Source organism: Fibrobacter sp. UWEL, assembly GCF_900142535.1.
Taxonomy (GTDB): domain Bacteria; phylum Fibrobacterota; class Fibrobacteria; order Fibrobacterales; family Fibrobacteraceae; genus Fibrobacter.
This window is the reverse complement of record NZ_FRBE01000001.1, coordinates 60,348-86,531: the sequence shown is the minus strand read 5'-3', so window position 1 is coordinate 86,531 and position 26,184 is coordinate 60,348. Positions and strand designations below refer to the sequence as shown.

The window sequence follows — 26,184 nt, the reverse complement described above, 5'->3', positions numbered from 1 at the left end:
CATTAGAAAAGCAGGAACAACAGAAGTCCTAAACCAAGACCGCTAGCAAAAGAAGCGATATTGGACTTCACCGCAGATTGACGAGACTCTTCCGCATCGTCCTTACTCTTCTCATTTTCATTTAAGGACGCATTCAATGCCTGGTTACATTCCCCATAATTTTTCTTCATGGTGTCGTAACTCTGCTTCCAGCTTTCACACATGGAAGATTCCATTTTCATAGCAAAGCGAAGCGAATCCTTCTCTGCGGCACAGGAACTGTCATGAATAGCCATCACACTATCTCGGATAGCAATTTCTTCCAGAAGTTCTGCAGTCTTTACGGAATCAGCTGTGGCAGGTTCCTCCGCAAAAGAAGTCACGGCCATGCAGACCACCAAGGCAAGGAATCTGGTAAAGCTCTTTAAAAATTTCATAACCGCAATATAAAAAAGTCAGTCATCCAAAAACACGCCAAAGCTAGCGAGTCTTGACCAACTGCTTTTTCCACAGGCCATCCATACCCTGCACATAGTATACGCCAGGTTTCATGGTTTCATTAGACTTCACAACAGAGCCATCCAGACGACGCACCTGACGAACGCCCATGATTGCGGGAGTAGCCTGCAAGGACTTCACCATCAGAGGAGGTTCGCTCACCTCGCTGGAAGAAGATTCCGCAGGAGCAACACTGCTAGAGGACGCAACCACAGGTTCTACACTGCTAGAAGATTCCGCCGCAGGTATTTTCCTATTGGGATCCTTCATAATCGCATGGAATACCTGAAGTTCCACTTTATTCACGCCTTCCGGAATATTCACAGACTGAACAGCGTTTGTCACCACCTTCAGGGAATCCTGAGCCATGGCATATCCGGAATAGGTTCGTCTCAACCCATAGGTTTGTCCGTTAATGACAGTATCCTTTGACACATACACGTTCGCCGTAGCAAACCAGCTTTCAAACGCCAGTTCATAAGTCTTGGAAACAAACAATTCATCCGAACTATAGGATTCCTTGTCAAAATCCGCATTTTTGGCAAGAACCAGCAAAAGATTGTAGGCGTTGGTGGAATCAAATGTATCCGTCCTATTCCCGTGAATATCTACAATGGTGGTAGCGTAATCGTGATTATCGCCATTCACATCCCATTTCTTATTGGAGTTATCCCACTGCATAAAGGAGTAAGTCACCTGCTTGCTGACGATACAGCCCGCCTTTAAAGAATAGGGAATGCTATAAGGAAAGTCCTTACCAATGGCAGCCATATTTTCAAAACTTTCATGACGAACCACTTTCTGGGAATCCGCTGTAACCAAATCCTTGTCACCATACCATAAGTATTCATCCACATAGGCAAGCTTTAGGCTAACAATATCGTTGCCTAATTCATTGCATATATTTTCGTCGCGATCGTCAGCAAAGGATACTGCAGTCCAAGCCAAACCACAAGCTAAAATACTTTTCAGGATATTCATAACACCTCCAGTGATATCCTTAAGATATATTAAAAAAGCCGGCTTTACAAACCGACTTTTTCAAGGAACCCTCATAGGGTAATGATTATCACAATCTAGAGTGTCAAAATCAGCCTCGATGGGCCAAAATACGCTTCCAGCCCTCTTCAGGAATCTGCGCACCCATGACTTGGACCACCTCGTTAGAAACCACACTGCCCAAGTTGCCTGCACGTTCCATATCCCAGCCATTCATATAGCCATAGATAAACCCTGCAGCCCACAGGTCGCCTGCGCCAGTGGTATCGATTGCCTTGGCAGAGCCAGCCTGCACACGAGTGACCATTCCATCCTTAGCAATCAAGGCGCCACGCTTGCCAATCTTCACCACGGCAACCTTAGCCTTCTTGGCAAGAACGTCCAGAGCAGCTTCTTCCTTCACACCGGCATAAGCGAAAGCTTCGTCTTCGTTGGCAATGATAATGTCAATCATCTTACGTTCAAACAGTTCATCGAACGTCTTACGGCAAGCATCAACCACACCGAAGGAACTGAAATCCAGAGCAGTTTCAATACCCATCTGGTGAGCAAGCTCCAGAGATTTTTTGAAACATTCGGTATTAAAGGCGTTATAGCCTTCCACAAAAACCAGGTCCACACCTTCGTAAAGGGACTTGGTAAAATCCGTTTCCCCCAGGTTGCTGGAGGCGCCAAGATACGTCCACATGGAACGCTGGGCATCGGGAGTAACTGCAGAGAACACGCAACCCGTTGCCACATCGGAAATACCCATCCTGGATTCCACGCCAGAGTTTTTCAGATGGTCCTGGAACAGACGGCCCAGTTCGTCCTCCCCCACCTTACTGATGAAGGAGGCGTTACCGCCCAATTTTGCGATACCGACCATGGTATTGCAGGTAGAACCGCCCGGAACACGAATAGGCTTTTCCAGACTATTCAGGAACTTTTCCATCTGAGGCCAGTCCACCGCATTCATGCCGCCTTTCTGAACGCCCTGGGCGTCCATCCATTCGTCACTGACATTAGCCAGAATATCAACGAGGGCGGCACCAACACCGAGAATTTTCTTCATTACATGCCTCCACGACGACGGCGGATACGTTCACCAGCACGTAGCAGGAACTGACGTTCGGCATCCGTAAGGGAATTAATTCCTTCGCGGTTTACCTTTTTCAGAATTTCATCCATACGCTTATCTTCGTCCATGTCGAAGACTTCGCCTTCAATAGGCTCACTAGAATTGCGAGCACGACGGGTCTCGCTATAGCTTCGACCACCGTCATTCATCTTAAACTTAGGACCACGAGCGTTCTTTGCAGCGCTACCAAGTTTGGACAGTAAACCGCCAAAACCACCGTTATAAAGACGCATGTAGATAAAGCCACCCACAACACCGCCCAAATGAGCCAGGTGAGCAACCCCGTCACCGGAAGGTGCCATCAGCACATCAATCGCCACCATGAACCACATGGCGTACTTAATGCGCATGGGGAAAAAGAAGAACATGAGCAGCATGCGGTTGGGGAAGAACTTATAGTAGGCCACAAAAATTCCCATCAAGGCACCGCTGGCACCAATGATCGGATTGTAGGTCAAACCCAGAATACACATGACCAGGCTAAAGATAGCCGCAAAAATGCCACAGAAGAAATACATTCCCACAAAATGCTTGGAGCCCATCATGTCCGCCACCTCGGAACCGAACATCCAGAGCATCAGCATATTAAACAGGAAATGCCAGAAATCGATATGGACAAACATGTAGGTCACATAACGCCAGGCCTGGAGCGGATTGGTAGGCCAGAAGGCGCCAAAATGAGCAATGATGTCACGAACGTTACCATAGCCTACGCCAGGAATATTCAGGTGAAGACCAAGAATGCCACCAACAATAAAAGCAATGCCAAATACCACAGCATTTGCAATCAGCAACACACGAAGGCACTTGGGCAAAAATCTAAAAGGTCTCATAATACTACTTGTTTTTCTTGTATTCGCTAATTAAGTCATTCAGAATGGATGCGGGAACGTAGGACTTCAGCTTCTTGCGACCATCGGCAGTTTCCGCCAGGCCGCACTTCAGGAGTTCCCGAACCACGCTGCTGCTTACCATCAGGTGTTCCCGATCAGAGGACAGATACACCGTCTCACATTCCGGATACAGCAGTTTGTTGTTCCAATCTACGGAAAGTTCGTAATCCATATCAGATCCATTACGAACACCACGAAGAAGAACCTTCGCGCCAATCTCTTTCATGAAGGAGGTGGTCAACCCGTCATAAGCGACCACTTTCACGTTCTTCAGTCCATTACAGGCTTTTTCAATCATTGCCTTGCGGACTTCAGTAGAGAGCATATACTTCTTGGAAGCATTCACCCCGATCAAGACATAGAGTTCATCGAACAACTTTGCACCGCGAGCCACCAAGTCCAGGTGTCCCACAGTGAAGGGATTAAAAGATCCTGCAAAAACCGCGATATTCTTATTGGACGTTTTCACAGCCATAAATTAGCAAGTTTGACGGTAGATAAGCAAGGACGATTCACCGTATTTTCGAATCTGCAAAAGATCGTTGGCCTCGGCTTCCTTAGCCCACGCCGGAAGGTTCTTGGTGGGCGCTTCAAACACCGCCACGCCACCAGGATTCAACCATTCCCAGAAGGGACGGAGATCCGGATATTCCATATCCTTAAAGGGAGGATCCGCATAAATCAAGTCGAAGCCCTCGTCCTTACAGAGGACATCCTTTGAAAGAGTCAACGCGCTGGTTACAAGTAAATTAACCTGGCTATCCAATTTAAGGGAAGAGTAAGCCTGCTGTACCAGTTTGGCCTGGACCTTGGACATTTCCACCGCAGTAACAGAAGCGGCACCTCGGCTGATAGCCTCAATCCCCATAATGCCGGTCCCGCAGAACAGGTCCAGCATACGGAAGCCCTCTACTCCTTGCAGAATATTAAACAGAGCCTCGCGGGTACGAGACGCTGTGGGCCTTGTCTTGGATGTATCAGGCGAAGGGACGTTACGTCCCCTCAAGGTGCCTCCGGTAATTCGAATAGGCATCTTGAATTTCTACTAGGGAACGACGTACATTTCGAAGCGCATGGAGGACACCAGATCCTTCTTGGCGTGCTTCATTTCAATCTGCTGGATACCAACGCGAGCATTGGATGCAGTGTAAGCTGCAAAGAAGGCCTGAAGGTCGCTAAAGTCCGCAGAAGAAGTCACATTGAAAGCATAGCGCTTGTAAACGCCGAAGTCTTCAATGACAGGCTTTTCCAGGCCAGACAGCGAAACCTTCACATTGGAAGCCATGGACTTCAGGTTCTTAACTTCCACGGCAACCTCTGCGCTGGGAACGAACTGGTTAACGGAGTTCAGCTTCACGTTATTCACGTTGTACTGGCCGTAAGCGGTAATGTCTGTAGCAGGAGCATTTTCCGGAAGAGCAGGAGTCTTGAAGTTAGAGCTGACAGACTTCATGCGTTCAAGGAAGGAACGCTGGGAAGTAGGCTTCACAGCAACGCCACGAACGTAGAAGAAGTTAGGAGCCTTATAAATACAGTCGGAGAAACCAACGTCATCCGGAGTCGCCGTATTCAGGAAAGCGATGAACTGACCGAAGGAAGCCTTCTGGTAGGACACCTTTTCGAGAGGCAGATAGGAATTGTAATCCGTACGAGTCTTCTTATACAGAACCTGGGGATTGATTTCACCCACGATTTGCTTTGCAGTCATCGCCTCACGCTGACGGGCGTAAGCTGCAGCATTCAAAGCCTGATTTTCAAGCGAACCACCGGCAGAAGTCCGCATTCCAGTTTCGCTTCGAACTTCGGTAAGAGACGGATCTTCAGCACCAATCAAGTTCAAGTAGGATGCGGGGAACAGTCCCTGAAGCGGATCAGGAACACCGTTAACGCTAAGGAAGCAGCTGAAGCCCACCACAGCAAAAATTGCAGCGACGGCAGCGGTCAAGAGCTTATTACGGCTCTTCTTATTCCTTTCTGCAATGCTGGTAACATGAACCGGAGCAACTGTTTCGACAGTAGACAGACGTTCTGCAGCATCAATCAAGTTCAAATGAATCATACACCCTCCATCACATTAAGGGCAGCACCGATTGCACCGGAGCAGCACAATACTGCAGCGGCATCTTCGGCATCCACCGGCAGTCGAAGGTTAGAGAAAGAATCCATCAGCACCAGCTGGCTGTCACTCAGCTTCTGGCGAAGAGTTTCCACAAAGGCAAGATCGCTAGCCATTTCACCGCACAGATTTACGATCTTAGCAACAATAGCCGCATTTTCTTCCTGAGCCAGGCGCATCTGTTCGGCAATACCGTCGGCAAGAATCTGGTAAGCTTCTTCCCTGGACTTGTTCACCAAATTCAAGGTGGAAACGCAGCGCATTGCCTGCAGGTTATCCTTGGTAAGCCAAACCATGGTCACACCGGCATAGTCAGCCTTGACCACACATTCCAATTCAGCAACATGTTCGGCAAAGTCCATCAGGTTCATCAAGGAAAGGACGTCCACATCCAGAGACTTCGGGGTCAAGGACTTGTTACGGAAGCCCTTACGGAGGTTATCCACCCATTCGCGACGAACCGCAATGAGCATGACGGTATAACCCAGGGAATCGTCTCCCTTCATGATCTGGTAGTCAATGACGTAAACACCATCATCCGCATTGGTAATGAGGGACACGTACCACTTCAGGTAGTCATCCAGATTCTTGGAAGCCTCGGCGGGAACAAAAACCTGACGGATAATAGAGCGGAATGCAGGGATAGACACGGAAACTGCATCAACGTTTTCCACATTGATGAACTTCATCCATTCCTGAAGCACCGCTTCGAAAGCGTAGACGTCCACCAGCGGGCTGGTTTCGGTTTCCAGAATGGCAGTTTTAAGAACACGACGTTCCGTACCATCCAGGAGGGCAACCTTTAGAGAGGCGTCAGCCACTTCAATACCTAGGTATAATTTCGTATCACTCATATACTCAACGACTTATGATTAAAATTTTACTTTACAAAACTAATCAAAAATCACCTCAGGTAGTATACCCTCCAGCTTTTTCTTGCCTATTCCAGGCACTTTTTTCAGGTCTTCGGGGGTTTTAAAGGGTCCTTTCGCCTCTCTTTGGGTCACAATCTTTTCCGCAAGCTTTGGACCCACCCCTTTTAGGGCACACAAATCCTCAGCCGATGCAGTGTTAATGTGCAATGGCAACTGCACCGTTTTCTTCTTTTTGCGCTCCTTTTTAATCACTTTCGATTCTATTTCCGTGGTCCCATTATTCTCTGGAGCCACCTGAACCAAGGCTACTGAATCCGCACTAGGTATAATTAAGTTGTTTGTAAAATCCTCTACCTGGAACGTATCCATAGAGGGCAAACCCCACGGAAGAACGCGGACTATTACACCCACCAAAAACAGGCAAAAAGCCAGATAGACGACTTTTTTCTCAGGGCCGTTCATGGGCTACTCCCGGCTGAATGCGGAAGGGAGTAACCGAATGTATTAAAGATTCCACAGCAGCAACGTCGCTGGGAACATCTACAGAAACAGAGGCATAAGGACTCTGGACAATGCGAATAGGACGTTTTCCCAGAATGCGCATTTGCTCTAAGGAACGTTCCAATTCGATAGGACTCTGGGGCAAGGAAGCAAATTCCTCGCGGGCAAGTCTGGAATAAGCATAAATTCCCTGGTGTTGGAACCATCGGGAAGCGTCAGAAGGCGGAACTTCGCGGGTAAAGTCCACCGCCACATCCCCATCTACCAGGACCTTCACCACAGTCTTAACCATGGCTTCAGCAGGATTGAGGGGGCAGGCAACTGTCACCCAGCAATCAGGATGACGTTCTAGTTCAAGGGCAACGTCGGATAGAACCGAAGGTTCCACCAGAGGTTCATCCCCCTGAAGGTTCACCACCAGATCAAGGCCCAAGGCTCGGGCGGCATCGGCCACACGATCAGACCCCGTACTTGCAGGCCCTGTCAGAATAAATTCAAAGCCAGCATTAGAGACGACTTCCGCAATACGGTCGTCGTCAGTAGCACAAATAATACGTTCAAAGCAATCCGCCAGGAGAGCTCTCTCCATGGTACGGACAATCATTTCCTTACCGGCAATCTTCACCAAAGGCTTCCCGGGATATCGGGAAGAACCCATGCGGGCAGGAACGATACAATGTACAGCCATAGGACTCCGAAAAGGCTACAGCAGGCTAAGAAAATTAGCCGCCGATGACCTTAGGAATGGCAAAGTGGTCATTTTCCACTGCCGGGGCATTAGCAAAAGCCTGATCTAGAGAAAATCCCTGAGTGGGTTCATCCTCACGGAGGATGGTAGCGCCGTTCTCAACAGCGGTCATCGGTTCCACATGGGAGAGATCCAGAGCCTGAAGGGCATCCAGATGAGCAAGCATCTTGTCCAGATGGCCCTTGAGAGCCGGAATTTCTTCTTCAGAAACGCTGAGACGAGACAGCTTAGCCAATTTCAAAACTTCACTATTTTCGAGCATAAAGCCTCTTTTATATTATTCAAGGTAAAAACTAGCAATTTTTTTCAAGAAAAATGTCAACACCCGTTTGCAAAATAGGGTACAGGGTGCAGGGGATAGGGTATAGGGTTAGCCCCTAGATCCTAGCCCCTAGCCCCTAAAAAATTACTTCACGATTTGCAGGGCAGCATACTTCAAGATGATGGTTCTTGTGACATTATCACCGAAAACCACATCCACTCGGGCATTGTCGCCGGTTCCGTAGCACTTCATGACGGTTCCAACGCCATACTTTGAATGACGGACCTTCACCCCATTCTGGAAGGGATTCTCGCTAAATTCATCGAAGACCACACGAGGACCGGAGGGTTTCGCAGCGGGATTAGGAACCGTCACCGGATTCTTGAACACAATGCGACGGTCATTCTTGCGGATGGAAGGCGGAACGGGGGCCGGACGGTTGAAGCCGTTGTTAAAGCTGTTTCCGCCATTGTTTCCAAAGCTACTGGACCTGCCGGAGAAAGAATTTCCGGAGGGACTGGGACGTCTGGGGAAAGAGGAGCCGGAGGAAGACGGGAAAGAGGGGCGCATGGGTCTGGAGAAACCGCCCTGACGGGGATAGTCCTGATTGAAATCGTTGAAACTATCGCCAAAGCCTCCGGATTCTTGAACGTCCACTACGGAAGGATCCAATTCCTTTAAAAATCTGGAAGGAGCGAAGGGGCGGATATTACCCTGGAAGAACCTACGTTCAGCATGGTACAGGTACAGAATTTTTTCCGCACGAGTACATCCCACGTAGAACAGACGGCGTTCTTCTTCCATCTGCTCGTTCATTTCCTGGGAAGACGCCATCATTCCGCCGCGAACCAGAGGGAAGATTTCCTCGTCGCAGCCTGCAATATGGACCGTATTGAATTCAAGGCCCTTGGCCATATGAATGGTCATGAGGGTTACAAGTCCCTTGGAGGTATCCACCTTCTTGTCTCCATCGGTCAAGAGGGAAATATCCTGAAGGAAGGCCTCCAGAGTTGCACCCGGATGATCTTCGTCAAATTCACGAATGGCGTTCACCATTTCGTCCAAGTTGCCAATGCGCTCATCAGCGGTAATTTCGTCTTCCTTACGGAGGAATTCCTTATAGCCAATGTCATTGATAATGCGTTCGGCAAGAATAGGCAGCGGAGTTTCGCCAGACTTGATTAAGTCCTTCCAGGTAAGGATCAAGTCCGTAAAGCCTCGGAGCTTAGGAGCGGAGCGGCTTAAGCCATTTGCTTCTTCCAGAAGATTTTCCCAGAAGGAGCCTTCACCCATACGTTCCTTTTCAAGAATGTTTTCCACGGTGGTTTTACCGATGGCACGAGGAGGCGTATTGATCACGCGAAGGAAAGCGGCATCGTCACGATCATTGGAAAGAAGACGCAAGTAGGCCAGAATATCCTTGATTTCCTTGCGGTCCCAGAACCGGGTTCCACCGAAAATCACAGACGGAATACGGCGATCATTCAAAGCCTTTTCAAGAGCACGGGACTGGGCATTCGTGCGATAAAACACTGCTGTCTTGGCATAGAAATCAGGACCCGCCTTGGCGATGGTATCTGCAATGGCAGAAGCTTCACCGCGATCGTCCATAAAATTACGGACGTGAATCAGTTCACCTGCTTCTTCCTTGGAGAACACCACCTTTTCCATACCCTCGGGGCGGATATTATGAGCAATGACAGAGCCTGCCCCCTGGACGATATTGGAAGTAGAGCGATAGTTACGTTCCAGCTTTACCACGGTCACAGGAGCAAAATCCTGATGGAAATTACGGATAATCTTGATGTTGGCACCGCGCCAGCCATAAATACTCTGGTCGTCATCGCCCACCACGGTCACGTTCCGCTGGTCATTGATCAGGAGTTTCAGCAACTCGTACTGAACGTCGTTGGTATCCTGGTATTCGTCCACCACTACATACCTGAAACGCTGGGCCAACTGTTCCGCCAGCTTAGGCTGGCGCTGCAGCATCAGGACGGTGTTAAACAGCAGGTCATCAAAATCCATGGCGTTAGATTCGCGGAGTTTCTTCTGGTAGAGGCCATAATACTTGGCTCTCAGTTCTTCGTCGGGATAGTCAGCGCGTTCCTTGGCCACTTCCGGAGTCTGCAGGGTTGCAAATCCACCCTTATAGAGAACCGTATTCTTGAAGCGGGAAATCGCGGAATGGACCTTCTTAATGTCGGAGGCTTCCACATTTTCGTTGTCCGCCTTCATGATTTCCTTCAGGATGCGTTTCTGGTCGTCATCGTCATAGATGGAGAAGTTGCCGTCAAACCACTTGCCGGTGGAATCGGACATGGCGGCCACCACAGATTCCTTGGAGAGGCAAAGTTTCAACATCTTGAGGCAGACCGAGTGGAACGTTCCCATCCAGCTGAAATTCAGTCGTGCATCCAGGAGTTTCTGGATACGATCCTTCATTTCGCGGGCAGCCTTATTGGTGAAGGTCACCGCCAGAATTCGGTCGGATTCCACATTATGGCAGGAGACGATATGGGCAATCTTGTAAGTGATGGCACGGGTCTTTCCAGAACCTGCGCCAGCAAGAATCAGCATAGGACCGTCGATTTTCTTTGCGGCAGCGGCCTGTTCGGCATTCAATTCCCTGTCCAGGACCCCTGCATCCACAATATTTGCCATAAAAAACTGCTCCTCTACTTTTTAGGAAGCAGAAGATAGAAAAAGTATTGTTGTTATATTTTGAGCAATTGGAAATTCTACTATGAAAAAAATACATCTCATTTCTTTAGCCGCAGCACTCTGCCTCTGCGCATGCGGAGATAAGACATCCACGGATAAAACATCAAGCTCCAACGGCAATGCTCCCGTTGTCAAGGACACCCTTACTCAGTATTTAGCAACGGCACGTCTAATTACCCTGGCGGACACGGTCAAGGAAATAAACGAAGTCATCGAGAATCATTACACCTGGATGGACGCCATCAGCGCCTGCCCTACAGGATACAGACTTCCCACCGTAGAAGAGTATAAAAAGCTCAATTCCAGAATAGCAGAATTCACCCGAGGTGACATCTGGTGGACCGCCAACGTTACAGAAAACCCAGATTCTACGGTTCTTTATGCAAGCGCCACCCTGGCAACACTTCCGGAAAAGGGTTCTCGATTCCAATTCAGGACAGTAGGCTCTACCAGCATTGCCAAGGTAAAATGCATTCAGGACACCACCGGCAATAAAATTGTCGTGAACGAAAGCACTCAAAAGCTTTCTGAAATGAACGGAACCGTAACGGGAACCACATTTAAGCCCTACTACGAAACATCCCTGAAAAACATGGGATGTTCCGACTGTTGCTGTGAAGAAGGAAACGGCGGTGTACTGGATGTTTCTATCCAGATGGACAGCGCCCATACCGAAAAATTCCAGATAAAGGAACTAAGCGAGTCTTTCTGCGGAGCCTTGGCATTCAATCAGGACAATACACCCAAGGAAATCCAGAAAGCATCTGATGGTTGCACTCCTGCAGTACTAGGGAACTTCAACATTCTCCAGTTGTTCCAGCCCGGCGTAAAGGTAATGCGATCCAGCTGCACCTCCCCCATCTATTTGATGACCGCCTCTCAGCAATCCAGGAAGGACGTTACCTGCGGGGAATCTATCGTCCTTGAATTCAAGGCGAAGGTTCAGGACATGTCCCTAGCTGTAAACGAAGATCCTGAGGCCGAAAAGGAATGTAATTACGCCCTTCTGATTAACGACAGCAAGAAAGCTGTTACCACCAAGGGAACCTGTAGCAATGCGGAAATCGGAAAGGAATACAACCTTCAGGTAACCATCACACTGGACGCAGTCACCTCCAAGGAAGCAAGTCCTATTCTCCAGCAAGAATTCCCCTGCTGCTACGGAGAAGTCCAGAGCCATCAGATCACCAACATTTCCTTTACCCCCATAGCTGTTCCAGAAAATCCGTAAGAAGCTCTTTTGGCATGGTTTTTGTAAATCATCGGTCGGATATCCCCGGCCGATTTTTTCATTTTTCTAAATTTTGGCCGTTAAAATCAAACAGAGGTAACTATGCTTTTTAATTTCGACATGATTCAGGCCACCTACGCCCGTATCCCCGGTCGTGTGGCAGAAGCCCGCAAGCAGCTGGGCCGCCCCCTCACCTTGGCCGAAAAGATTTTGTACAGCCACTTGATCGCTGGCGCAGAATCCAAGACCTATGCTCGTGGTACTGACTTTGCCGAATTTAACCCAGACCGCGTCGCCATGCAGGACGCAACCGCCCAGATGGCCCTCCTCCAGTTTACAACTGCTGGAAAATCCAAGGTCGCTGTTCCAAGTTCTGTACATTGCGACCACTTGATTATCGCTAAGGAAGGTGTGGAAATTGACCTTCCCAAGGCAAAGACCGACAGCAAGGAAGTGTATGACTTCCTCCAGTCCGTTTCCGCCAAGTACGGCATTGACTGCTGGCTCCCGGGCGCAGGCATTATTCACCAGGTGGTTCTCGAAAACTACGCATTCCCCGGTGGCATGATGATCGGTACCGACTCCCACACTGTGAACGCAGGTGGTCTCGGTATGCTGGCTATCGGCGTTGGCGGTGCTGACGCTGTGGACGCCATGGTTGGCCTCCCCTGGGAATTGAAGTACCCCAAGTTGATCGGTGTGAAGCTCACCGGCAAGCTCCAGGGCTTCGCAACCGCTAAGGACATTATCCTGAAGCTGGCTGGCATCCTGACTGTTAAGGGTGGCACCAACGCTATTATCGAATACTTCGGCGAAGGCGCACGCAGCCTCTCCGCTACCGGCAAGGCAACCATCGCTAACATGGGCGCAGAAGTGGGCGCAACCTGCTCTACCTTCAGCTACGACGATTCCATGAGCCGCTACCTGAAGGTCACTGGCCGCGCAGACGTTGCTGCCGCTGCCGACAAGATTGCAGAACACCTGAAGGCTGACCCGGAAGTTGAAGCTGAACCGGAAAAGTACTTCGACCGCGTTGTGGAAATCGACCTTTCCACACTCGTTCCCCATTACAATGGCCCCTTCAGCCCGGACCGCGCATTCGCCGTCACCGACATGGCAGAATCTATCAAGGCTACTGAAGCCAAGCCGGAATCTACTCCGGTGGTTTCTGCAGCTCTCATCGGTTCCTGCACCAACTCCAGCTACGAAGACCTCTTCATGGCAGCAAGCATGATCAAGCAGGCTCTGGCCAAGGGTCTTACCCCCAAGTGCCCGCTCATCATCAACCCGGGTTCCGAACAGGTCCGTTACACTGCAGAACGCGATGGCCTCATCGACTTGTTCAAGCAGTTCGGCGCAACCATCATGACCAACGCTTGCGGTCCTTGCATTGGCCGTTGGGACCGTGCTGGTGCCGACAAGAAGGAACTGAACACCATCGTTCACTCCTTCAACCGTAACTTTGCAAAGCGCGCTGATGGCAACCCCAACACCCACGCCTTCGTTGCTTCTCCGCTGATGGCTGTGATTGCCGCCCTCTCTGGCGACATCCGCTTCAACCCCATGACCGACACTCTCACTAACATGGAAGGCAAGGCTGTTAAGCTGGATCCTCCTGAACAGTGCGAACTGCCGCCTAAGGGCTTCGACGTGAAGGACGCTGGCTACCAGGCTCCTGCAGAAGACGGTTCCTCCATCACCGTGACCATCAACCCCGAAAGCAAGCGCCTCCAGGTTCTGGCTCCGTTTGCAGCATGGGACGGCAAGGACATTATGGGCGCTCCGATCCTGATCAAGGCCAAGGGCAAGTGCACCACCGACCACATTTCTATGGCTGGTCCGTGGCTCAACTACCGTGGTCACTTGGAAAACATTTCCAACAACATGTTGATCGGCGCTGTAAACGCATTCAACGGCGAAACCAACAAGGTTCTCTGCCAGTGCGGTTCCTACAAGGAAGTTCCGGAACTTGCAAAGGTCTACAAGAACAAGGGCATCGGCTCCATCGTTATCGGTGACGAAAACTATGGTGAAGGCTCCAGCCGCGAACACGCCGCTATGGAACCCCGCTTCCTGGGCGTCAAGGCCGTGATCGTAAAGAGCTTCGCTCGTATTCACGAAACCAACCTGAAGAAGCAGGGCATGCTTGCTCTCACCTTCGCAAATCCTGCCGACTACGACAAGATTCAGGAACAGGACGTGTTCGACATTCTCGGTCTCACCGAATTTGCTCCGGGCAAGCCCTTGATCCTCGCTATCCACCACAAGGACGGCTCTGAAGAAAAGATCCAGCTGAACCACACCTACAACGAACAGCAGTGGGCATGGTTCAAGGCCGGTTCTGCCCTGAACCTGATCAAGCAGAACAATAAGTAATTGAACCCCGCTGGTTAGAAATAGCCAGCGATTCATCAAAAAAGTCCTGGGATAAAACCCAGGACTTTTTTGTCATTCTAAAAATTTATCAGGAATTACTTTGTGCAACCCTTAGTAGCAAAAGTATTCAGAATTTTTGTGGCAGGAAGCTTTTTCACAGCCTGAATGTGAGCGGATTCAGGATCTTTCCCCACGCCCTGGACCTGTTCCACCATTTCAGTGGAGCCATAGCGAATGGCAATGGTTCCTCTGGACGTGTAGAGAGTCTTAGCGGAATTAGGCTTGTCGGAGAATGTCAAAACCGCATCCAGTTCAGGCAAGCCATATTCAGAAGAAACGTTCAAGCCAGCGTCATCCAGGAATTTCTGGACGGCACCGCATTCGGCAATTTCACCCAGACAACTGAAGTTATACTTGCATCCCTGCTTTTCAGACTGATAGCTTACCGTCTTATTTGCAAGAGCGGACTGTCGCACAAACTTAAAGTTCATATCCGGATGGACCACCACTTCGCCGCTAGGCTTATTTTTCATAACGTCCTTCAGGGGGAATACCACCTTACCATCCACGTTGGTTTTATCCGTCAGGAGATCTTTCCTGTCCTGAGTCAAGGTGATGGGAAAATACTCGATAGGTCCCGCAAAGTCATTTACGGTTACCACCAGAGCCTTATCAGTCAAGTTAGTCTTAATACTTACCGTCTGCATAGATTCCATCAAGAAATCAGACAGCTCCGCAAGCGTTGATTCAAGAATCATATCCTGACTTACCGTCTGGAAGTAGGACAGGTCATTTAAGCGATCGCTATAGGCATCTGTCAATTTTTCCAGCTGGGACATATTCATAGTCATACGGCGGTAATCACGATCCAGCATACAGTCACGAATCAAGGAATCCAGCGACTTAGCCTGCTTTTTCATCTGTTGCAAGTCAACAATAATAGCAGAAGAAAGCTGGTCCAGATCCACAGAAACTGTGGAGGTGTACTCGCCATTTTTCTTAGGTCCTACAGTAATTTTTGCACCTTTCAGCAAAACATTACTTTCAACAGTCTTCTTGCTAGAATACGTAGACTGAACGTTACCATTCTTATCTTCCGTCTTCACGGTTTCCATAGAAGCCTTCACAGAAGAACTGATTTGCATGGCGGCACCTTCCATAGCCTTCTTATCCGCATCCTTCTGGGACACTTTAGAAGTCGCCGTATAAGTCACCATGTTGGCGGCCAACGCCATGGCAGGAGCAAGCATTACTGCTGTTAAAAATTGCATCATTTTTTTCATTACTGAATTTCCAGGATGATCAGTTTCTTGGTTATGTTCTGCTTGCGAACCTTGGCAAGACCATTCAAGCCATCATAGAAGACAGAGTAAACCATCTGGGCATCTTCGTACTGTTCCGGATCCACGGTCAACATCAAGTCGTAAGTGTTGCGGCTCATGGAAATCACCTGCATCTTACTGAACTTCTTGCGAATCTGGGTAGACACCATATTGGAGATCTCTTCTGCCTGATCATCCGTAAACTGACCCGTCAAGTGAGCCACCACCTTGTACTGGTTTCCAGATTCCAGCTGGGCAGCCAACTTCTCGCGGACCTTATTTTCCAGGCCAACAATAGCCTGTTGCATGCACTTTTGAACCAGAGCGCGCTGAGACTCATTCCCGTCATTTTTCATGCGAACGGATTCACTAGCCAGAAGGTTCGCCGTAGAAGCTTCGCTGGCATTCAAGTCAATGACAATGTCATTTTCCTGAATGGAGCCGGAATAGGTGATATTGATGTCAGCACCAACAGAGAGACCAGCCACATAAGCCAAGTCTTCATCATTGCCGGCAATGGAAGACTGCAGTTCCACCACTTCGTCCAGCTGTGCCTGGCTTTCGAGGCCAACAACCTTATAATCCCTGCTGGTCAAGTAAGCATTGATTACTTCCATGGCAGTCTTTGCCAGAGGGTTCTTGCGGATAACATCAATACTGGCGTTCATTTTTCCCGTAAGGGCGGGAGCAACAAGAACCGTAGGAGTAGTCTTAAACTTAGCAGAAGAAAGCTGAATAGAGGGAGTGGCCTCCGTAGACTGAATTTCAGACTTCACAGAGCCATCTTCATCATACTGGACTTCAGAGTAAGCGGCCTGGACATCGCGACGGGCGGCATCGTAATCCTTCTGTTCCGGTTTGCTTCCTGCGCAGGACATCAAAGTCAAAGCACTTAATGCAGTAAGCGTTGCAAAAATCTTCTTCATCATTAAACCTCTTCTTCTTATTCCTTAGTCAATTTTTTCTGTTTCACGAGACGTTTGTATTCTTCAGCCAGGGAGCGAATTCTCTTTCGAGCTTTTCCACCAGGATGATTTGCTGTGAGGCAGAATACTTCAAAAGTTTTCTCACTTCTGTAAGTCTGTTCGTCCTTAGTCGTAACCACAACCTTGAAATTAGCAATCTTGTTACGGGCGATGGATACGGGAATTCTAAGAGGAAGGGCCTTTACATCCGTGCCACTAATGGCCTTGATTACCTTCGATCCACGATAGACCATAATAGATTCAACATTCTTGAGTTGAGCATTTGATACGCCATCCAGGTTAATCATCAAAGCAGTATCCAGCTTTGTAGCAGGCAGATCCAAGTGAATTCTTTCCAGGGAATCTCCCAAATCCACCTTCATGTTTTCTATAGGTGAGGCTTCTTCAGACTCATCCTCAACCTCTTCTGCATCTTCCTCATTTTCATCACCTGTAGAAACATACACCGTAGTCATTACGCTATCCACACAGGGTACATCCACAGTTCCATCACTACAACCCAGCAGGAATCGTTTTACACCGTAAGCACTTTTATCCCAGCTCAAGGATCTACGATAAATGCTGTCTGCACCCACCGTATCCTGTTCTCCCCACACCGATACAATCACGCCCGGAGTAACTTTAGCCACAAGGGTGATGGAATTTTCTGTAATGGTGTCAGGAATGGATTCCGTAAAACTGAAGTTCAACTTCTTCTTGAATTCGTCCTGATGGTTCACGTAAGTATGATCAAAGTCCTTCAAGGACTTTTCCAGATTGTCCACAGACGCACCTTCGGGACTTGCCTGCGCAATAGAATCCAAAGCCTTGGCAAGGAATTCTGTACCGGAAGAAGCCAAATCTATCTTCTGCACCGTACCGGATTCATCCAACAGAATGGTCTGGTTCTGTTCAATGGGATTGGTACGACCGGAAGAATCAGCCACATCCACCTTACCTTCCTTCAAGGAGGCAACCGTCTTTCCCTTTATGTTTCCTACGAAACCAGCGGTTCCTCGAATGGAAACCACTGCGGTCCCGGTCTTAAATCGGAAGGTGTTATCCTTCTGTTTTTGAATATCGAAATGAATAGTACCTTCGTTTACATTCACAAGGAACGCCTTGCGGCCATCAGAGCCCTTTTCAGTTTTTAATGCAACATCGGAATTTTCATCGATCTTTAGAATAGAGCCATCCCGAACAGCCAAAAGGACTTCGGATTCCAGTTTCGTGCGAAGGCGATCATTTTCAATCACCTTGATCCCTGTTTTCACCTCCGTCCAGGAATCCCCCATCCCACCTTTAAGCAAAAACGCTTCACCAATTCTACTGCGGACTTTCGTCAAAAAGTTCGCTTTTTCCTCTTTAGGCTTAGAAACTTCCGAACTTTTCTCAATTTTCTTTTGGGATGCAGCATCCTTGTCCTGACAAGCGCAGAACAACATGGACAAGGCAGCCACACATACGCAAATTCTCTTCATAATCACCTAACTACGGTTTATCGCAATTCCAAACGATTTCACCCAAAGTCATACAAACTCATACAAATTTATAATTATGTTGTGCGAACGCGAGTATGACATTCCTCACATGAGATAAATCTCACATTTATAACCATATAGTGGTGATTTGCTTGACTTTTTCATTTCAAAATCGTATTTTTCTATCAAAAAGTGGCAAAATTGCCAAACGGAACTCAACAAGGAGAAAATATTATGAAGAAGATCATGGCAGCAATCGCTTTTGCTATGGCAGCACTCTTTATGGTCGGCTGTGCAGGCGAGACCCCGCAGGAAAAGGCTGTGAACCAGCTGCTCAAGATGCAGAACGTCAAGAAGGCATACTGGAATGACGGCACTGCAGCAGGCCTCGGCATCGGCGAATCCGTGGACCAGCAGACTGCTATGGAAAAGGCTGACCAGAACGCCCGTGTAGACCTGGCAAAGTCCATCGATTCCTACATCAAGGCCATGGTAAAGAACTTCAAGGAAGAAGTGGGTGACGAATTCGCAGAACACTTCGAAAGCACCTCCAAGAACAAGGTGAAGATCCACCTCAGCGGTGCAACCATGAACGACCTGGAAATGGAATCCACTGCAGAAGGCAAGTACCGCATCTACGGCGTGGTCTCCGTCAAGACCGACGTTGTGGACAGCTACCTGAAGGAACTGACCAACGCAGGCAAGATCACCGGCGAAGCAGCTGACAAGATCCGCGCCAAGGCCAAGAAGGCTTACGACGAAATGGAAAATGATCCGGACATGAAGTAATTTCTGTTCTACATATTCCGCAGAATAAAGAAGAATCCGCTTAGTTAAGCGGATTCTTCTTTTTACGTCCAGTATTAAAAGAACTTCCTAGCGGTGTTCGTTGGTGGTCTGGTCCAACCCGCGGAAGAAAGCCAGTCCTTCATAGTCATTCTTCAACGCCTGTACAGATTCGCCAATCATATAGAGACTACCTGTAATCAGGACTGGAGCTTCCCCTGCTTCAGCAAGGACCTGGTCCAGATACTTACGGGAAAGTTCACCCTCGGTAGCCACATTCAAGCCTAGGCCCGCCAGAAGGTTACGGAGGTCGTCTAACTCGCGGAATCTTGGATAGGGCGTTTTCGTGATGTGCCAATGACTGACATGGGGACCCATCAGCTTCAGCATTTCCCCTACGTCCTTGTCCTTCAGGGCGCCGAACACGCAATGGAATTTCTGCTGGGGATAGTACCTGGAGAGTGTTTCCACCAGGCGCTTTACCGCATGGGAATTGTGGGCGCCATCCAGAATATAACGGACCTTGCCAAAGGCATCGGTAAGAGTCTGCATGCGGCCCGCCCAAGATCGAGTGGACAACGTGCGGATCGCCAGAGCGTCATCGTAGGAAGATCCAATGAACTGTTTTGCAACAGCCAGAGAAAGGCTGGCGTTTTCTACGTAATGTTGCCCTAAATTCGGGAGAGTCACATCCTTACGAATATCAGGTACAACAAAATCTGCACCGCGATCAGAGGCAAACTGTCGGGCTTCAAGCAGCAATTCCTGAGAGAGACCGCCCACCACGAACGTCTTTCCCGCCAGGGATTCCTCCCCCAGCACCGCCATCTTTTCCTTCAGGATGGCAGATTCCGTCGGGCCCAAGACTTCCGTATGTTCCAGGCCAATGCTAGTCACAACCGCCATAGAACCGTTGGCGACAGCAGTACTATCCAGACGCCCGCCCATTCCTGCTTCCAGCACGGCAACTTCCACGCCGGAGTTTGCATAATGGAGGAACGCCACCAGAGTCAAGACTTCAAAAAACGTAGGTTCAATCTGCTGGGATGCGTCACGGCCAGCATTCACCTTGTCAGCAGCGTCTTTTACCTGCAGGAGATAGCGATCCAAATCCTCATCGGAAATAGGAACATCATCCACACGGATTCGTTCCCGAAGGCTCACCAGATGGGGACTAGTGTATAGAGCAGTTTTAAAGCCATGCGCCTTTAGAATACCCGACAGGTAATAGCTGGTAGAGCCTTTCCCGTTGGTACCCACCACATGGATGGTCTTAAACTTTTTCTGAGGATTTTCCAGGGCGTCGCACAGCATTCGTGTGGAGGTGAGCCCTGGCATCATCCCGAACATCAGTCGGGAATTCAAGTATTCCATTCCTGCGTTTTGCATATTTCAAATGTAGCAATATGGAATAATACCGTTCATTCCCCATTTTCAAAAAAAATCTAGTTTTCATATACATCATTTTTTACATCAGGTCGGTCCATGAAACTACGTTTTTTCATTGTCCTAGCACTTTTGGTTATTTCTCAGGTCAGCTTTGCCAAGGTTGATCCTACGGCAGCACCCCAACACTATAATTACAGGGATGCTAGCAAGCAGCTACGTAGAGTCTATTACGGGGAACTTCAAGAAACCCTCTATTGCGGCTGCAAGTACGACGATAAAAAAAATGTGGACTTCAGCAGTTGCGATTTTAAGCCTCGAGACAATCCTAACCGCAAAAGCACAAAGCGAGCAGAACGCATCGAGTGGGAGCATATGGTTACTGCCCACAATATGGGTCATTTTCTGTCATGTTGGAAAGAAGGAGGCCGCAAGAACTGCAGCGCCAACGATACCACCTTCAAGATTATGGAAGGTGACATGCACAACCTCTATCCCGCCATTGGAGAAGTGAACGGAGATCGCAACAATTTCATGTACAGCCAGTGGACCAACAATCCCACGCCCATGTACGGAAACTGCAAAACCATTGTAGACTTCAAGGAGAAAAAAGCCCAGCCCCGGGAAGAAGCAAGAGGTATCGTAGCACGAGCCAGTTTTTACATGGAAAAGACTTACGGAGTGAAATTATCCAATCAGGACCGTAGGTTATTCGAAGCCTGGGACAAGATGTATCCCGTTACAGACAAAGAATGTGAGAGGGATCGTCGCATTTTCAAAGTTCAAGGCGATCATAACCCCTTTGTACACGAGAAATGTAAGCAATAAATTACACACTTTCCACGGGATTTGTATACATTTGTTAATATTAGGGTAAGAGGTGTTTATGTCCCGCTCGATTATTTTAGCGCTTATTTTTTCTGCAATTGCATTCGCCCAGGTGGAATTCCCTTTGGGCGCAAAAGTCATTAACGTCACAAGAGACCCCTATTTTGCAAAGGGTGACGGTAAGACGGATGATACCGAAGCTATTCAAAAGGCCTTGAACGACCATCCGGATGGTGACTTCATCATTTACCTTCCCCATGGCATCTATAAGGTAAACGACCAGCTGACCTGGCCTGAAACCGGAAAGAAGGGTACCGACTCTAGACGAACCATCTTGCAGGGTCAAAGTATTGGCGGAACCATCATCCAGCTGGCAGACAGCACCTATGGTTTTGACAACGTAGACTATCCCAAGCCAGTTATTTATACAGGTGCCGGTCCGGAGCCCCGCATTCGTAACGCCATCCGTGATTTGACCATCCGTACGGGTAAAGGCAATCCCGGTGCCATCGGAATCCGTTTCAATGCCTCCTTCCAGGGAAATATCACCAACGTGAAGGTTTATTCCGGAGATACTACCGGTGTTTACGGCATCGACCTGGGACATGACGACGGAATTGGTCCCCTGCTTTTGAAGAACGTGGAAATCCGCGGGTTCTCCACAGGTGTTTACACCAAGGGTGAAAAGAATACCGTCACTATGGAACATGTGACCTTAAATGCCCAGACGAAATATGGTCTGGAAAATGAAGACATGAATCTGGCGGTCCGCGCCCTTCGCTTCAAGGGAAAGGTTCCCGCAGTATACTCTCACGGACAGAACGGAATCTTAACGTTGCTAGACTGTACCTTCGAATACGATCCGGGTAAGGGCAATGCAAAGCCCACCACCGCCATTATTGTAGACCATCACATTTTTGCCCGTGGAGTCAAGGTAAGCAAGTATAAGACCAAGATTCGCTCAGCCATCAAGGGTGTTGGCGAAGACATCGGCACTTCTGAAATTTTCGAATTTTCCACCCAGGAAAGCAAGCAACTTTGCCACAGCCCTAAGCAGTCCATGCGCATCGCTATCGCAGAAACGCCCAACTTCGCCGAACAGAAGGCAGACAACTGGGTGACAGTCGTAGGCGACTACGGCGGCAAGATGAACACAGGTTCTGACGATGCCAAGGCAATTCAGGAAGCAATCGACGACGGTGCAGAAACCATCTACTTCCCTCCCGGAGGTCGCTGGACCATTAACCGCGACATCTACATCCGTAACCGCGTGCGTCGAATTCTCGGTATCGAAGGTCGAATCGACGGTAAGGGCAAGTTCATCGTAGAAAAGGGCGCATTCAACGAATTGACCATTGAACGTTTCTCCGAATTCGGTAGCGGCATCATCCAGAAATCCACACGTACCATTCTGTTGAAGAACATGATGGTCAAGTCCCTGGAAACTGACGAAGTGGGTACAGGCGATGTCTTTATGGAAGACGTTTCCATCGGAACGATTCAGCTGAACTACCAGAAGTTGTGGGGTCGTCAGGTGTCCATGACCGGCGATACCAAGGGTCCGAAGATTTCCAATAACGGAGGCACCGTCTGGATTCTCGGTCTAACCGCCAAGGACGGAAACACCCTTCTCCATAACTTCAACAAGGCATCCGCAGAGCTGGTGGGCGTAGAAGTCATCGCCAGCGACAAGGCCAAGGATCGCCCGCTGTTCATCAACGACAATTCCGGACTTTCCGTTTCAGGTCTGCGCGAGACTCTTACCCGCGGAAATCCTTTCTACAAGATTGTAGAAGAATCCCGCCCCGCATCCAAGATCAAGTCCCTGTTCGGCAAGGACCTGACCCAGCGTGAAGAAGGCGGTTCCTTCCTGCCGCTCTTCGTGGGATACGCCCCCAAGCAAGGTCCTAACGAAAAGCCCATCGCCACCATTCACGAAGAAATGTTGCTGGTCCAGCCCAACAAGCTCCACATTTTCGGTTCCATCCAGGACGATGGCCGCGGGGACGGTCTCTGCGAAGTTCCCGTCAAATGGAAGAAGGGCTCCGGTCCTGGTAAGGTGATTATTTCCGACTCTACGGAATACGAAACCGACATGACCTTTACCGCAAGTGGACGCTATAACGTGATTTTCACTGGCGATGACGGTTATTCCACCGGTTCCGATACCAGCCGCATTTACGTATTTGACAAGCGCTATACCACCATGGACCATACGGGCGACAACATTCCCAGCGGTAGAGGTGCAGCAACCTGGATTTCTGAATTTGACAACTACACACCCCACAATACGGATCCCACGTTGCAGCTTTCCAACAGAAGCGGCGCAGCAGGAAAGATCTACTTGAAATTTGACTTGTCCGCACTGCCTGGTCCTTTGTTTGACGTAGCTCTCAAACTGGAATTCGATCCGGATTCCGTCAAGAAGCCCATCCAGCTGAATATTTTCGGTCTGAAGGAAACTTCCAAGAACATGAACTACGGTGATCAGAAGTTAAGCGTGGATTGGCCTGACTACGAACTGACTTGGGAAAATGCGCCCGCAAATCTTCCCCAGCCTGGCGGACAGTTCAACATCCGTAAAAACTCCGGTGGTGGCGTGGATACAAAGTTCGCAGACTACCTGGGTATTATCACCTTGAATCCCAAGGCACCCCTGGGAGCATTCCTCCGCACCCCCACCTTTACGGAATTCTTCAAGCGCAAGCATGATTCCAAGCTGTACACCTTGATTCTCACCGCAACAGACACTACGGAATCTTTCATCATGTCTGGCAACACGGGCAAGCAGTTGGCCCCCAGCCTTTTCGTGGGCTATTACGACAACAGCCGTTCCGTAGGTGGTGAATCCATGGATGGCGGCTACACCCTTTCCAAGGTAAACATCGACAAGTTCTCCCTGGACTGCAACTTTGACTTAACCGTTGGTTACCCCCAGTTCGTCCAGATTGAAATCGTCAACGAATTCGGCAAGAGAATGCTTACGGTTGCCGCACGTGAAATGGACGGCGAAAAGAAAATCAACTTTAAGTTCAAGGCAAAAGCCTTCCCCACCGGAAAGTACATTTTGAAAGTGAATGGCGAAGCCTTTAACGCAGAACAGAAATTCTACATCCTGAACTAGGAGATTATCCATGAACTTCAAGAAACTCGTTCTTGGCACTTTTAGTTTGGCAGCATTTACCTTGCTTGCTGCCTGTAGCGATAGCGGCTCTTCCAGCAGCAATGACGAAGAAGCCGATAGCAGTTCCTCTGTAGCATCCTTCAAGTCCAGCACCTCCTTAAGCGATCGTGCTGACATCAACTACAAGGATACCGTAAGCATCGGGGACACCATGAAAATCTACGTGGAACTCTTCCATGGGGACAGTTCCAAGATGGACAGCAGCGTTCTCTACGTAGATAGTCTAGACAGAAACTTCCCCATGTACCTGGGAGAATTTCCTAAGGGAACCCGCATTCGCGTTTACGCATCCACCTACAACATGAAAAATGACACCATCCGTGTCAAAAATGAATTCGGTGATTACCTCCGCGCCCTTACCGCAGTTTCCAAGGGAGACGGTCGAAAGGACTCCGCTTTCGTGAACTTCATGATTCCCAGTCTCGGCATTGGCGAAGATGGCGTATTCAAGGATTCCAACCAATTTGTCGCCTTTAAGGACCAGCACTACTATCTGGAAATCGGAGGCGAATTTACGGATTCCACTAGCCTTCGCGTAAAGGTTCTGATAGATACAACCTACTACGAGTATACAGGATCCAAAGAACCCTTCCAGATGAAGATGAACGATTCTCTCCGCGGCATCGTCCTCATTGACGAAGCCCCTGATAAAATTGCCCTTCAGTTCTCTTCCACCGAAGGCTATAGCGTGAATGTCACCACACAGGGAACCAACGTTAAAAGCTATGAACTTACTAATGGAGATGAAGTCATTGGCGCATCTGAAAGCAGCCTGGATACCTTGCTGATTCCTAACGATTCCATCACCTGGAACTTGAACATTCAGCCCACGAACTTCGCTAGCATTTGGACTGGTCCCTACGCATTCTTTGAAGCTAGGACTTCTGCTCGCGAACTGGAAAAGGGAGAATACTTCTCCCATCCGGATTCCATTCACTATCCTGGCGAAACATACGAAAGAACTCGCCCGAAAAATCTTGCAGCCAAGTACGATATTTACCAGGAACAGTTCATCTGGATTGGCGACTACAAGAAGGGCGATTCCATTCTGGTGAAACACTGGATCAAGAACTATGACGAAAACAACGTCACAAGTCCAGTAAAGCTTGAAATTCTCGATAAGAATAAGAAGTCCCAGAAAGACATCAACAGCGTCTACGGTGGTTCTTTTGTAGTAGCCAGCGATATGCCCGAAGGACCGTTCTACCTGCATTATACCCGAACCAACTCCAAGCCTCTGGCTCAGGTGGACGACAGCTTGCGTTATGTATTGCAGCTGTACACCCTAGTTCAACAGCCTGGCATTTTGGAAACTATGGACTTCTATAATGCCGAAGACGATTCCATTAGTAATAACATTCGAGCAACCGTTGGCGACACCCTGCGTCTAGACGAATTCCAGTTTATCATGAACTTCAAGGCTGGCTCCAGCTGGGGCGATTACAATGGCCAGGATATTTCCTGGTTCGTCCCCTGCGAATCCTTGAACTACATCAACAACAAGTATTCCGTCAACAGCTGTAAATCAAATGATAGCGGAGAACAGGAACTGTCCTCTGAATATCTGATTGTTCAGCCCGATGCTGCAGGTAACACAGCAGAGCTCATCGCCCAGAGTATGGCGGACCCCACTAAGCGAGTGACTCTGAACGTAAAGATTAGGGCGAAGTAATTATTCTTCCCAAATCTGATTGGGAAGTTTCGTAATATCGCGAAAGTCCAGCTTGCCTGAAGTAGCAGCATGAACGCTAACCAGGCGAGCTAAAGGCTTGCCAGCTCTTTCAATCACAAGTTCTTCATCTTTCAAGGCAACCTGATTCAACAGGTTGCCAAAATTTTGACGAACTTCCATTGCGGATACAACTTTTGCCATAACAAAAATAATGATAGCTTTTTTGAGAATCCAAAAA

General features: G+C 48.8%; 23 protein-coding genes. 6 read left to right on the top strand and 17 right to left on the bottom strand.

Annotated features, from left to right (window positions below; genetic code table 11):
• Positions 1-2: 2 nt before the first annotated feature.
• From BUB59_RS00380 to BUB59_RS00325, 12 genes are all read right to left on the bottom strand, one after another.
• Entirely contained in the window at positions 3-416 is a 414-nt protein-coding gene (locus tag BUB59_RS00380) for a hypothetical protein (RefSeq protein WP_073224546.1), read from the bottom strand.
• Between the two features lie 43 nt (positions 417-459).
• The gene (locus BUB59_RS00375) at positions 460-1,458 is read right to left on the bottom strand and encodes a hypothetical protein (protein ID WP_073224545.1); all 999 of its coding nucleotides are present in this window, start codon (positions 1,456-1,458) and stop codon (positions 460-462) included.
• A gap of 109 nt (positions 1,459-1,567) precedes the next feature.
• Entirely contained in the window at positions 1,568-2,530 is a 963-nt protein-coding gene (locus tag BUB59_RS00370) for an adenosine kinase (RefSeq protein WP_073224542.1), read from the bottom strand.
• Positions 2,530-3,429, bottom strand: a complete 900-nt coding sequence (locus BUB59_RS00365; protein WP_073224540.1) for a rhomboid family protein — start codon at positions 3,427-3,429, stop codon at positions 2,530-2,532. The genes BUB59_RS00370 and BUB59_RS00365 overlap by 1 nt, the downstream gene beginning before the upstream one ends.
• 4 nt (positions 3,430-3,433) lie before the next feature.
• Positions 3,434-3,964, bottom strand: coding sequence for a pantetheine-phosphate adenylyltransferase (gene coaD / locus BUB59_RS00360; RefSeq protein ID WP_073224538.1), 531 nt, complete (start codon positions 3,962-3,964; stop codon positions 3,434-3,436).
• 3 nt (positions 3,965-3,967) lie between these two features.
• Positions 3,968-4,522, bottom strand: a complete 555-nt coding sequence (rsmD, locus tag BUB59_RS00355) for a 16S rRNA (guanine(966)-N(2))-methyltransferase RsmD (RefSeq protein ID WP_073224537.1) — start codon at positions 4,520-4,522, stop codon at positions 3,968-3,970.
• Between the two features lie 12 nt (positions 4,523-4,534).
• Complete coding sequence (locus tag BUB59_RS00350; protein WP_073224535.1) at positions 4,535-5,548, bottom strand: hypothetical protein; 1,014 nt, start codon at positions 5,546-5,548, stop codon at positions 4,535-4,537.
• Entirely contained in the window at positions 5,545-6,459 is a 915-nt protein-coding gene (gene pilM / locus BUB59_RS00345; protein ID WP_073224533.1) for a type IV pilus biogenesis protein PilM, read from the bottom strand. The genes BUB59_RS00350 and pilM overlap by 4 nt, the downstream gene beginning before the upstream one ends.
• A gap of 39 nt (positions 6,460-6,498) precedes the next feature.
• A complete protein-coding gene (locus BUB59_RS00340) occupies positions 6,499-6,942 on the bottom strand; it encodes a ComEA family DNA-binding protein (RefSeq protein WP_073224531.1) in 444 nt (147 codons plus the stop codon).
• Positions 6,929-7,669 carry a 3-deoxy-manno-octulosonate cytidylyltransferase gene (locus BUB59_RS00335; RefSeq protein WP_073224530.1) on the bottom strand — a complete coding sequence of 247 codons (741 nt, stop codon included), beginning with the start codon at positions 7,667-7,669 and terminating at the stop codon, positions 6,929-6,931. The genes BUB59_RS00340 and BUB59_RS00335 overlap by 14 nt, the downstream gene beginning before the upstream one ends.
• 34 nt (positions 7,670-7,703) lie before the next feature.
• Positions 7,704-7,991, bottom strand: a complete 288-nt coding sequence (gatC, locus tag BUB59_RS00330) for an Asp-tRNA(Asn)/Glu-tRNA(Gln) amidotransferase subunit GatC (protein WP_073224528.1) — start codon at positions 7,989-7,991, stop codon at positions 7,704-7,706.
• A 144-nt stretch (positions 7,992-8,135) separates the two neighbouring features.
• Positions 8,136-10,655 carry an ATP-dependent helicase gene (locus BUB59_RS00325; protein ID WP_073224526.1) on the bottom strand — a complete coding sequence of 840 codons (2,520 nt, stop codon included), beginning with the start codon at positions 10,653-10,655 and terminating at the stop codon, positions 8,136-8,138.
• 82 nt (positions 10,656-10,737) lie between these two features.
• Between BUB59_RS00325 and BUB59_RS00320 the strand changes: the two genes are divergently transcribed.
• Together BUB59_RS00320 and BUB59_RS00315 are read left to right on the top strand one after the other, a co-directional pair.
• A complete protein-coding gene (locus tag BUB59_RS00320; protein WP_073224524.1) occupies positions 10,738-11,946 on the top strand; it encodes a hypothetical protein in 1,209 nt (402 codons plus the stop codon).
• Positions 11,947-12,048: 102 nt separating this feature from the next.
• Positions 12,049-14,322: an aconitate hydratase gene (locus BUB59_RS00315; RefSeq protein WP_073224522.1), complete on the top strand. Its 2,274-nt coding sequence runs from the start codon at positions 12,049-12,051 to the stop codon at positions 14,320-14,322.
• A 95-nt stretch (positions 14,323-14,417) separates the two neighbouring features.
• Here BUB59_RS00315 and BUB59_RS00310 read toward each other — a convergent pair whose 3' ends face one another.
• The 3 genes from BUB59_RS00310 to BUB59_RS00300 are packed head-to-tail and all read right to left on the bottom strand — an operon-like array spanning position 14,418 to position 18,090.
• A complete protein-coding gene (locus BUB59_RS00310) occupies positions 14,418-15,605 on the bottom strand; it encodes a hypothetical protein (protein ID WP_143160150.1) in 1,188 nt (395 codons plus the stop codon).
• Complete coding sequence (locus tag BUB59_RS00305; protein ID WP_073224518.1) at positions 15,605-16,573, bottom strand: DUF6175 family protein; 969 nt, start codon at positions 16,571-16,573, stop codon at positions 15,605-15,607. Before BUB59_RS00305 ends, BUB59_RS00310 begins: the two co-directional genes overlap by 1 nt.
• Before the next feature lie 14 nt (positions 16,574-16,587).
• A complete protein-coding gene (locus BUB59_RS00300; RefSeq protein ID WP_073224516.1) occupies positions 16,588-18,090 on the bottom strand; it encodes a FecR domain-containing protein in 1,503 nt (500 codons plus the stop codon).
• A 234-nt stretch (positions 18,091-18,324) separates the two neighbouring features.
• Between BUB59_RS00300 and BUB59_RS00295 the strand changes: the two genes are divergently transcribed.
• The gene (locus BUB59_RS00295; protein WP_073224514.1) at positions 18,325-18,879 is read left to right on the top strand and encodes a hypothetical protein; all 555 of its coding nucleotides are present in this window, start codon (positions 18,325-18,327) and stop codon (positions 18,877-18,879) included.
• A gap of 87 nt (positions 18,880-18,966) precedes the next feature.
• Here BUB59_RS00295 and BUB59_RS00290 read toward each other — a convergent pair whose 3' ends face one another.
• A complete protein-coding gene (locus BUB59_RS00290) occupies positions 18,967-20,265 on the bottom strand; it encodes a bifunctional folylpolyglutamate synthase/dihydrofolate synthase (protein WP_073224512.1) in 1,299 nt (432 codons plus the stop codon).
• 96 nt (positions 20,266-20,361) lie between these two features.
• Between BUB59_RS00290 and BUB59_RS00285 the strand changes: the two genes are divergently transcribed.
• Genes BUB59_RS00285 through BUB59_RS00275 form a run of 3 tightly spaced genes read left to right on the top strand, consistent with a single transcriptional unit; the run spans position 20,362 to position 25,946 of the window.
• Positions 20,362-21,090 (top strand): endonuclease, encoded by a 729-nt coding sequence (locus BUB59_RS00285; protein WP_073224509.1) that lies wholly within the window; start codon positions 20,362-20,364, stop codon positions 21,088-21,090.
• 58 nt (positions 21,091-21,148) lie between these two features.
• Entirely contained in the window at positions 21,149-24,214 is a 3,066-nt protein-coding gene (locus BUB59_RS00280) for a glycosyl hydrolase family 28-related protein (protein ID WP_073224508.1), read from the top strand.
• Positions 24,215-24,224: 10 nt separating this feature from the next.
• Entirely contained in the window at positions 24,225-25,946 is a 1,722-nt protein-coding gene (locus BUB59_RS00275; protein ID WP_073224506.1) for a hypothetical protein, read from the top strand.
• Here the strand turns inward: BUB59_RS00275 and BUB59_RS00270 are convergent, their stop codons facing one another.
• Complete coding sequence (locus tag BUB59_RS00270) at positions 25,947-26,147, bottom strand: type II toxin-antitoxin system Phd/YefM family antitoxin (protein ID WP_073224504.1); 201 nt, start codon at positions 26,145-26,147, stop codon at positions 25,947-25,949. It abuts the gene before it with no gap.
• Positions 26,148-26,184 lie beyond the last annotated feature (37 nt).

Excerpts from the sequence above, each read along its gene's own strand:
- BUB59_RS00375 (WP_073224545.1), bottom strand. The coding sequence starts at position 1,458 with ATGAATATCCTGAAAAGTATTTTAGCTTGTGGTTTGGCTTGGACTGCA.
- coaD (WP_073224538.1), bottom strand. The coding sequence starts at position 3,964 with ATGGCTGTGAAAACGTCCAATAAGAATATCGCGGTTTTTGCAGGATCT.
- BUB59_RS00335 (WP_073224530.1), bottom strand. The coding sequence starts at position 7,669 with ATGGCTGTACATTGTATCGTTCCTGCCCGCATGGGTTCTTCCCGATAT.
- BUB59_RS00295 (WP_073224514.1), top strand. The coding sequence starts at position 18,325 with ATGAAGAAGATCATGGCAGCAATCGCTTTTGCTATGGCAGCACTCTTT.
- BUB59_RS00365 (WP_073224540.1), bottom strand. The coding sequence starts at position 3,429 with ATGAGACCTTTTAGATTTTTGCCCAAGTGCCTTCGTGTGTTGCTGATT.
- BUB59_RS00300 (WP_073224516.1), bottom strand. The coding sequence starts at position 18,090 with ATGAAGAGAATTTGCGTATGTGTGGCTGCCTTGTCCATGTTGTTCTGC.
- BUB59_RS00290 (WP_073224512.1), bottom strand. The coding sequence starts at position 20,265 with ATGCAAAACGCAGGAATGGAATACTTGAATTCCCGACTGATGTTCGGG.
- rsmD (WP_073224537.1), bottom strand. The coding sequence starts at position 4,522 with ATGCCTATTCGAATTACCGGAGGCACCTTGAGGGGACGTAACGTCCCT.
- pilM (WP_073224533.1), bottom strand. The coding sequence starts at position 6,459 with ATGAGTGATACGAAATTATACCTAGGTATTGAAGTGGCTGACGCCTCT.
- BUB59_RS00325 (WP_073224526.1), bottom strand. The coding sequence starts at position 10,655 with ATGGCAAATATTGTGGATGCAGGGGTCCTGGACAGGGAATTGAATGCC.
- BUB59_RS00320 (WP_073224524.1), top strand. The coding sequence starts at position 10,738 with ATGAAAAAAATACATCTCATTTCTTTAGCCGCAGCACTCTGCCTCTGC.
- BUB59_RS00315 (WP_073224522.1), top strand. The coding sequence starts at position 12,049 with ATGCTTTTTAATTTCGACATGATTCAGGCCACCTACGCCCGTATCCCC.
- BUB59_RS00285 (WP_073224509.1), top strand. The coding sequence starts at position 20,362 with ATGAAACTACGTTTTTTCATTGTCCTAGCACTTTTGGTTATTTCTCAG.
- BUB59_RS00380 (WP_073224546.1), bottom strand. The coding sequence starts at position 416 with ATGAAATTTTTAAAGAGCTTTACCAGATTCCTTGCCTTGGTGGTCTGC.
- BUB59_RS00350 (WP_073224535.1), bottom strand. The coding sequence starts at position 5,548 with ATGATTCATTTGAACTTGATTGATGCTGCAGAACGTCTGTCTACTGTC.
- BUB59_RS00340 (WP_073224531.1), bottom strand. The coding sequence starts at position 6,942 with ATGAACGGCCCTGAGAAAAAAGTCGTCTATCTGGCTTTTTGCCTGTTT.
- BUB59_RS00280 (WP_073224508.1), top strand. The coding sequence starts at position 21,149 with ATGTCCCGCTCGATTATTTTAGCGCTTATTTTTTCTGCAATTGCATTC.
- BUB59_RS00370 (WP_073224542.1), bottom strand. The coding sequence starts at position 2,530 with ATGAAGAAAATTCTCGGTGTTGGTGCCGCCCTCGTTGATATTCTGGCT.
- BUB59_RS00270 (WP_073224504.1), bottom strand. The coding sequence starts at position 26,147 with ATGGCAAAAGTTGTATCCGCAATGGAAGTTCGTCAAAATTTTGGCAAC.
- BUB59_RS00310 (WP_143160150.1), bottom strand. The coding sequence starts at position 15,605 with ATGAAAAAAATGATGCAATTTTTAACAGCAGTAATGCTTGCTCCTGCC.
- BUB59_RS00275 (WP_073224506.1), top strand. The coding sequence starts at position 24,225 with ATGAACTTCAAGAAACTCGTTCTTGGCACTTTTAGTTTGGCAGCATTT.
- gatC (WP_073224528.1), bottom strand. The coding sequence starts at position 7,991 with ATGCTCGAAAATAGTGAAGTTTTGAAATTGGCTAAGCTGTCTCGTCTC.
- BUB59_RS00305 (WP_073224518.1), bottom strand. The coding sequence starts at position 16,573 with ATGATGAAGAAGATTTTTGCAACGCTTACTGCATTAAGTGCTTTGACT.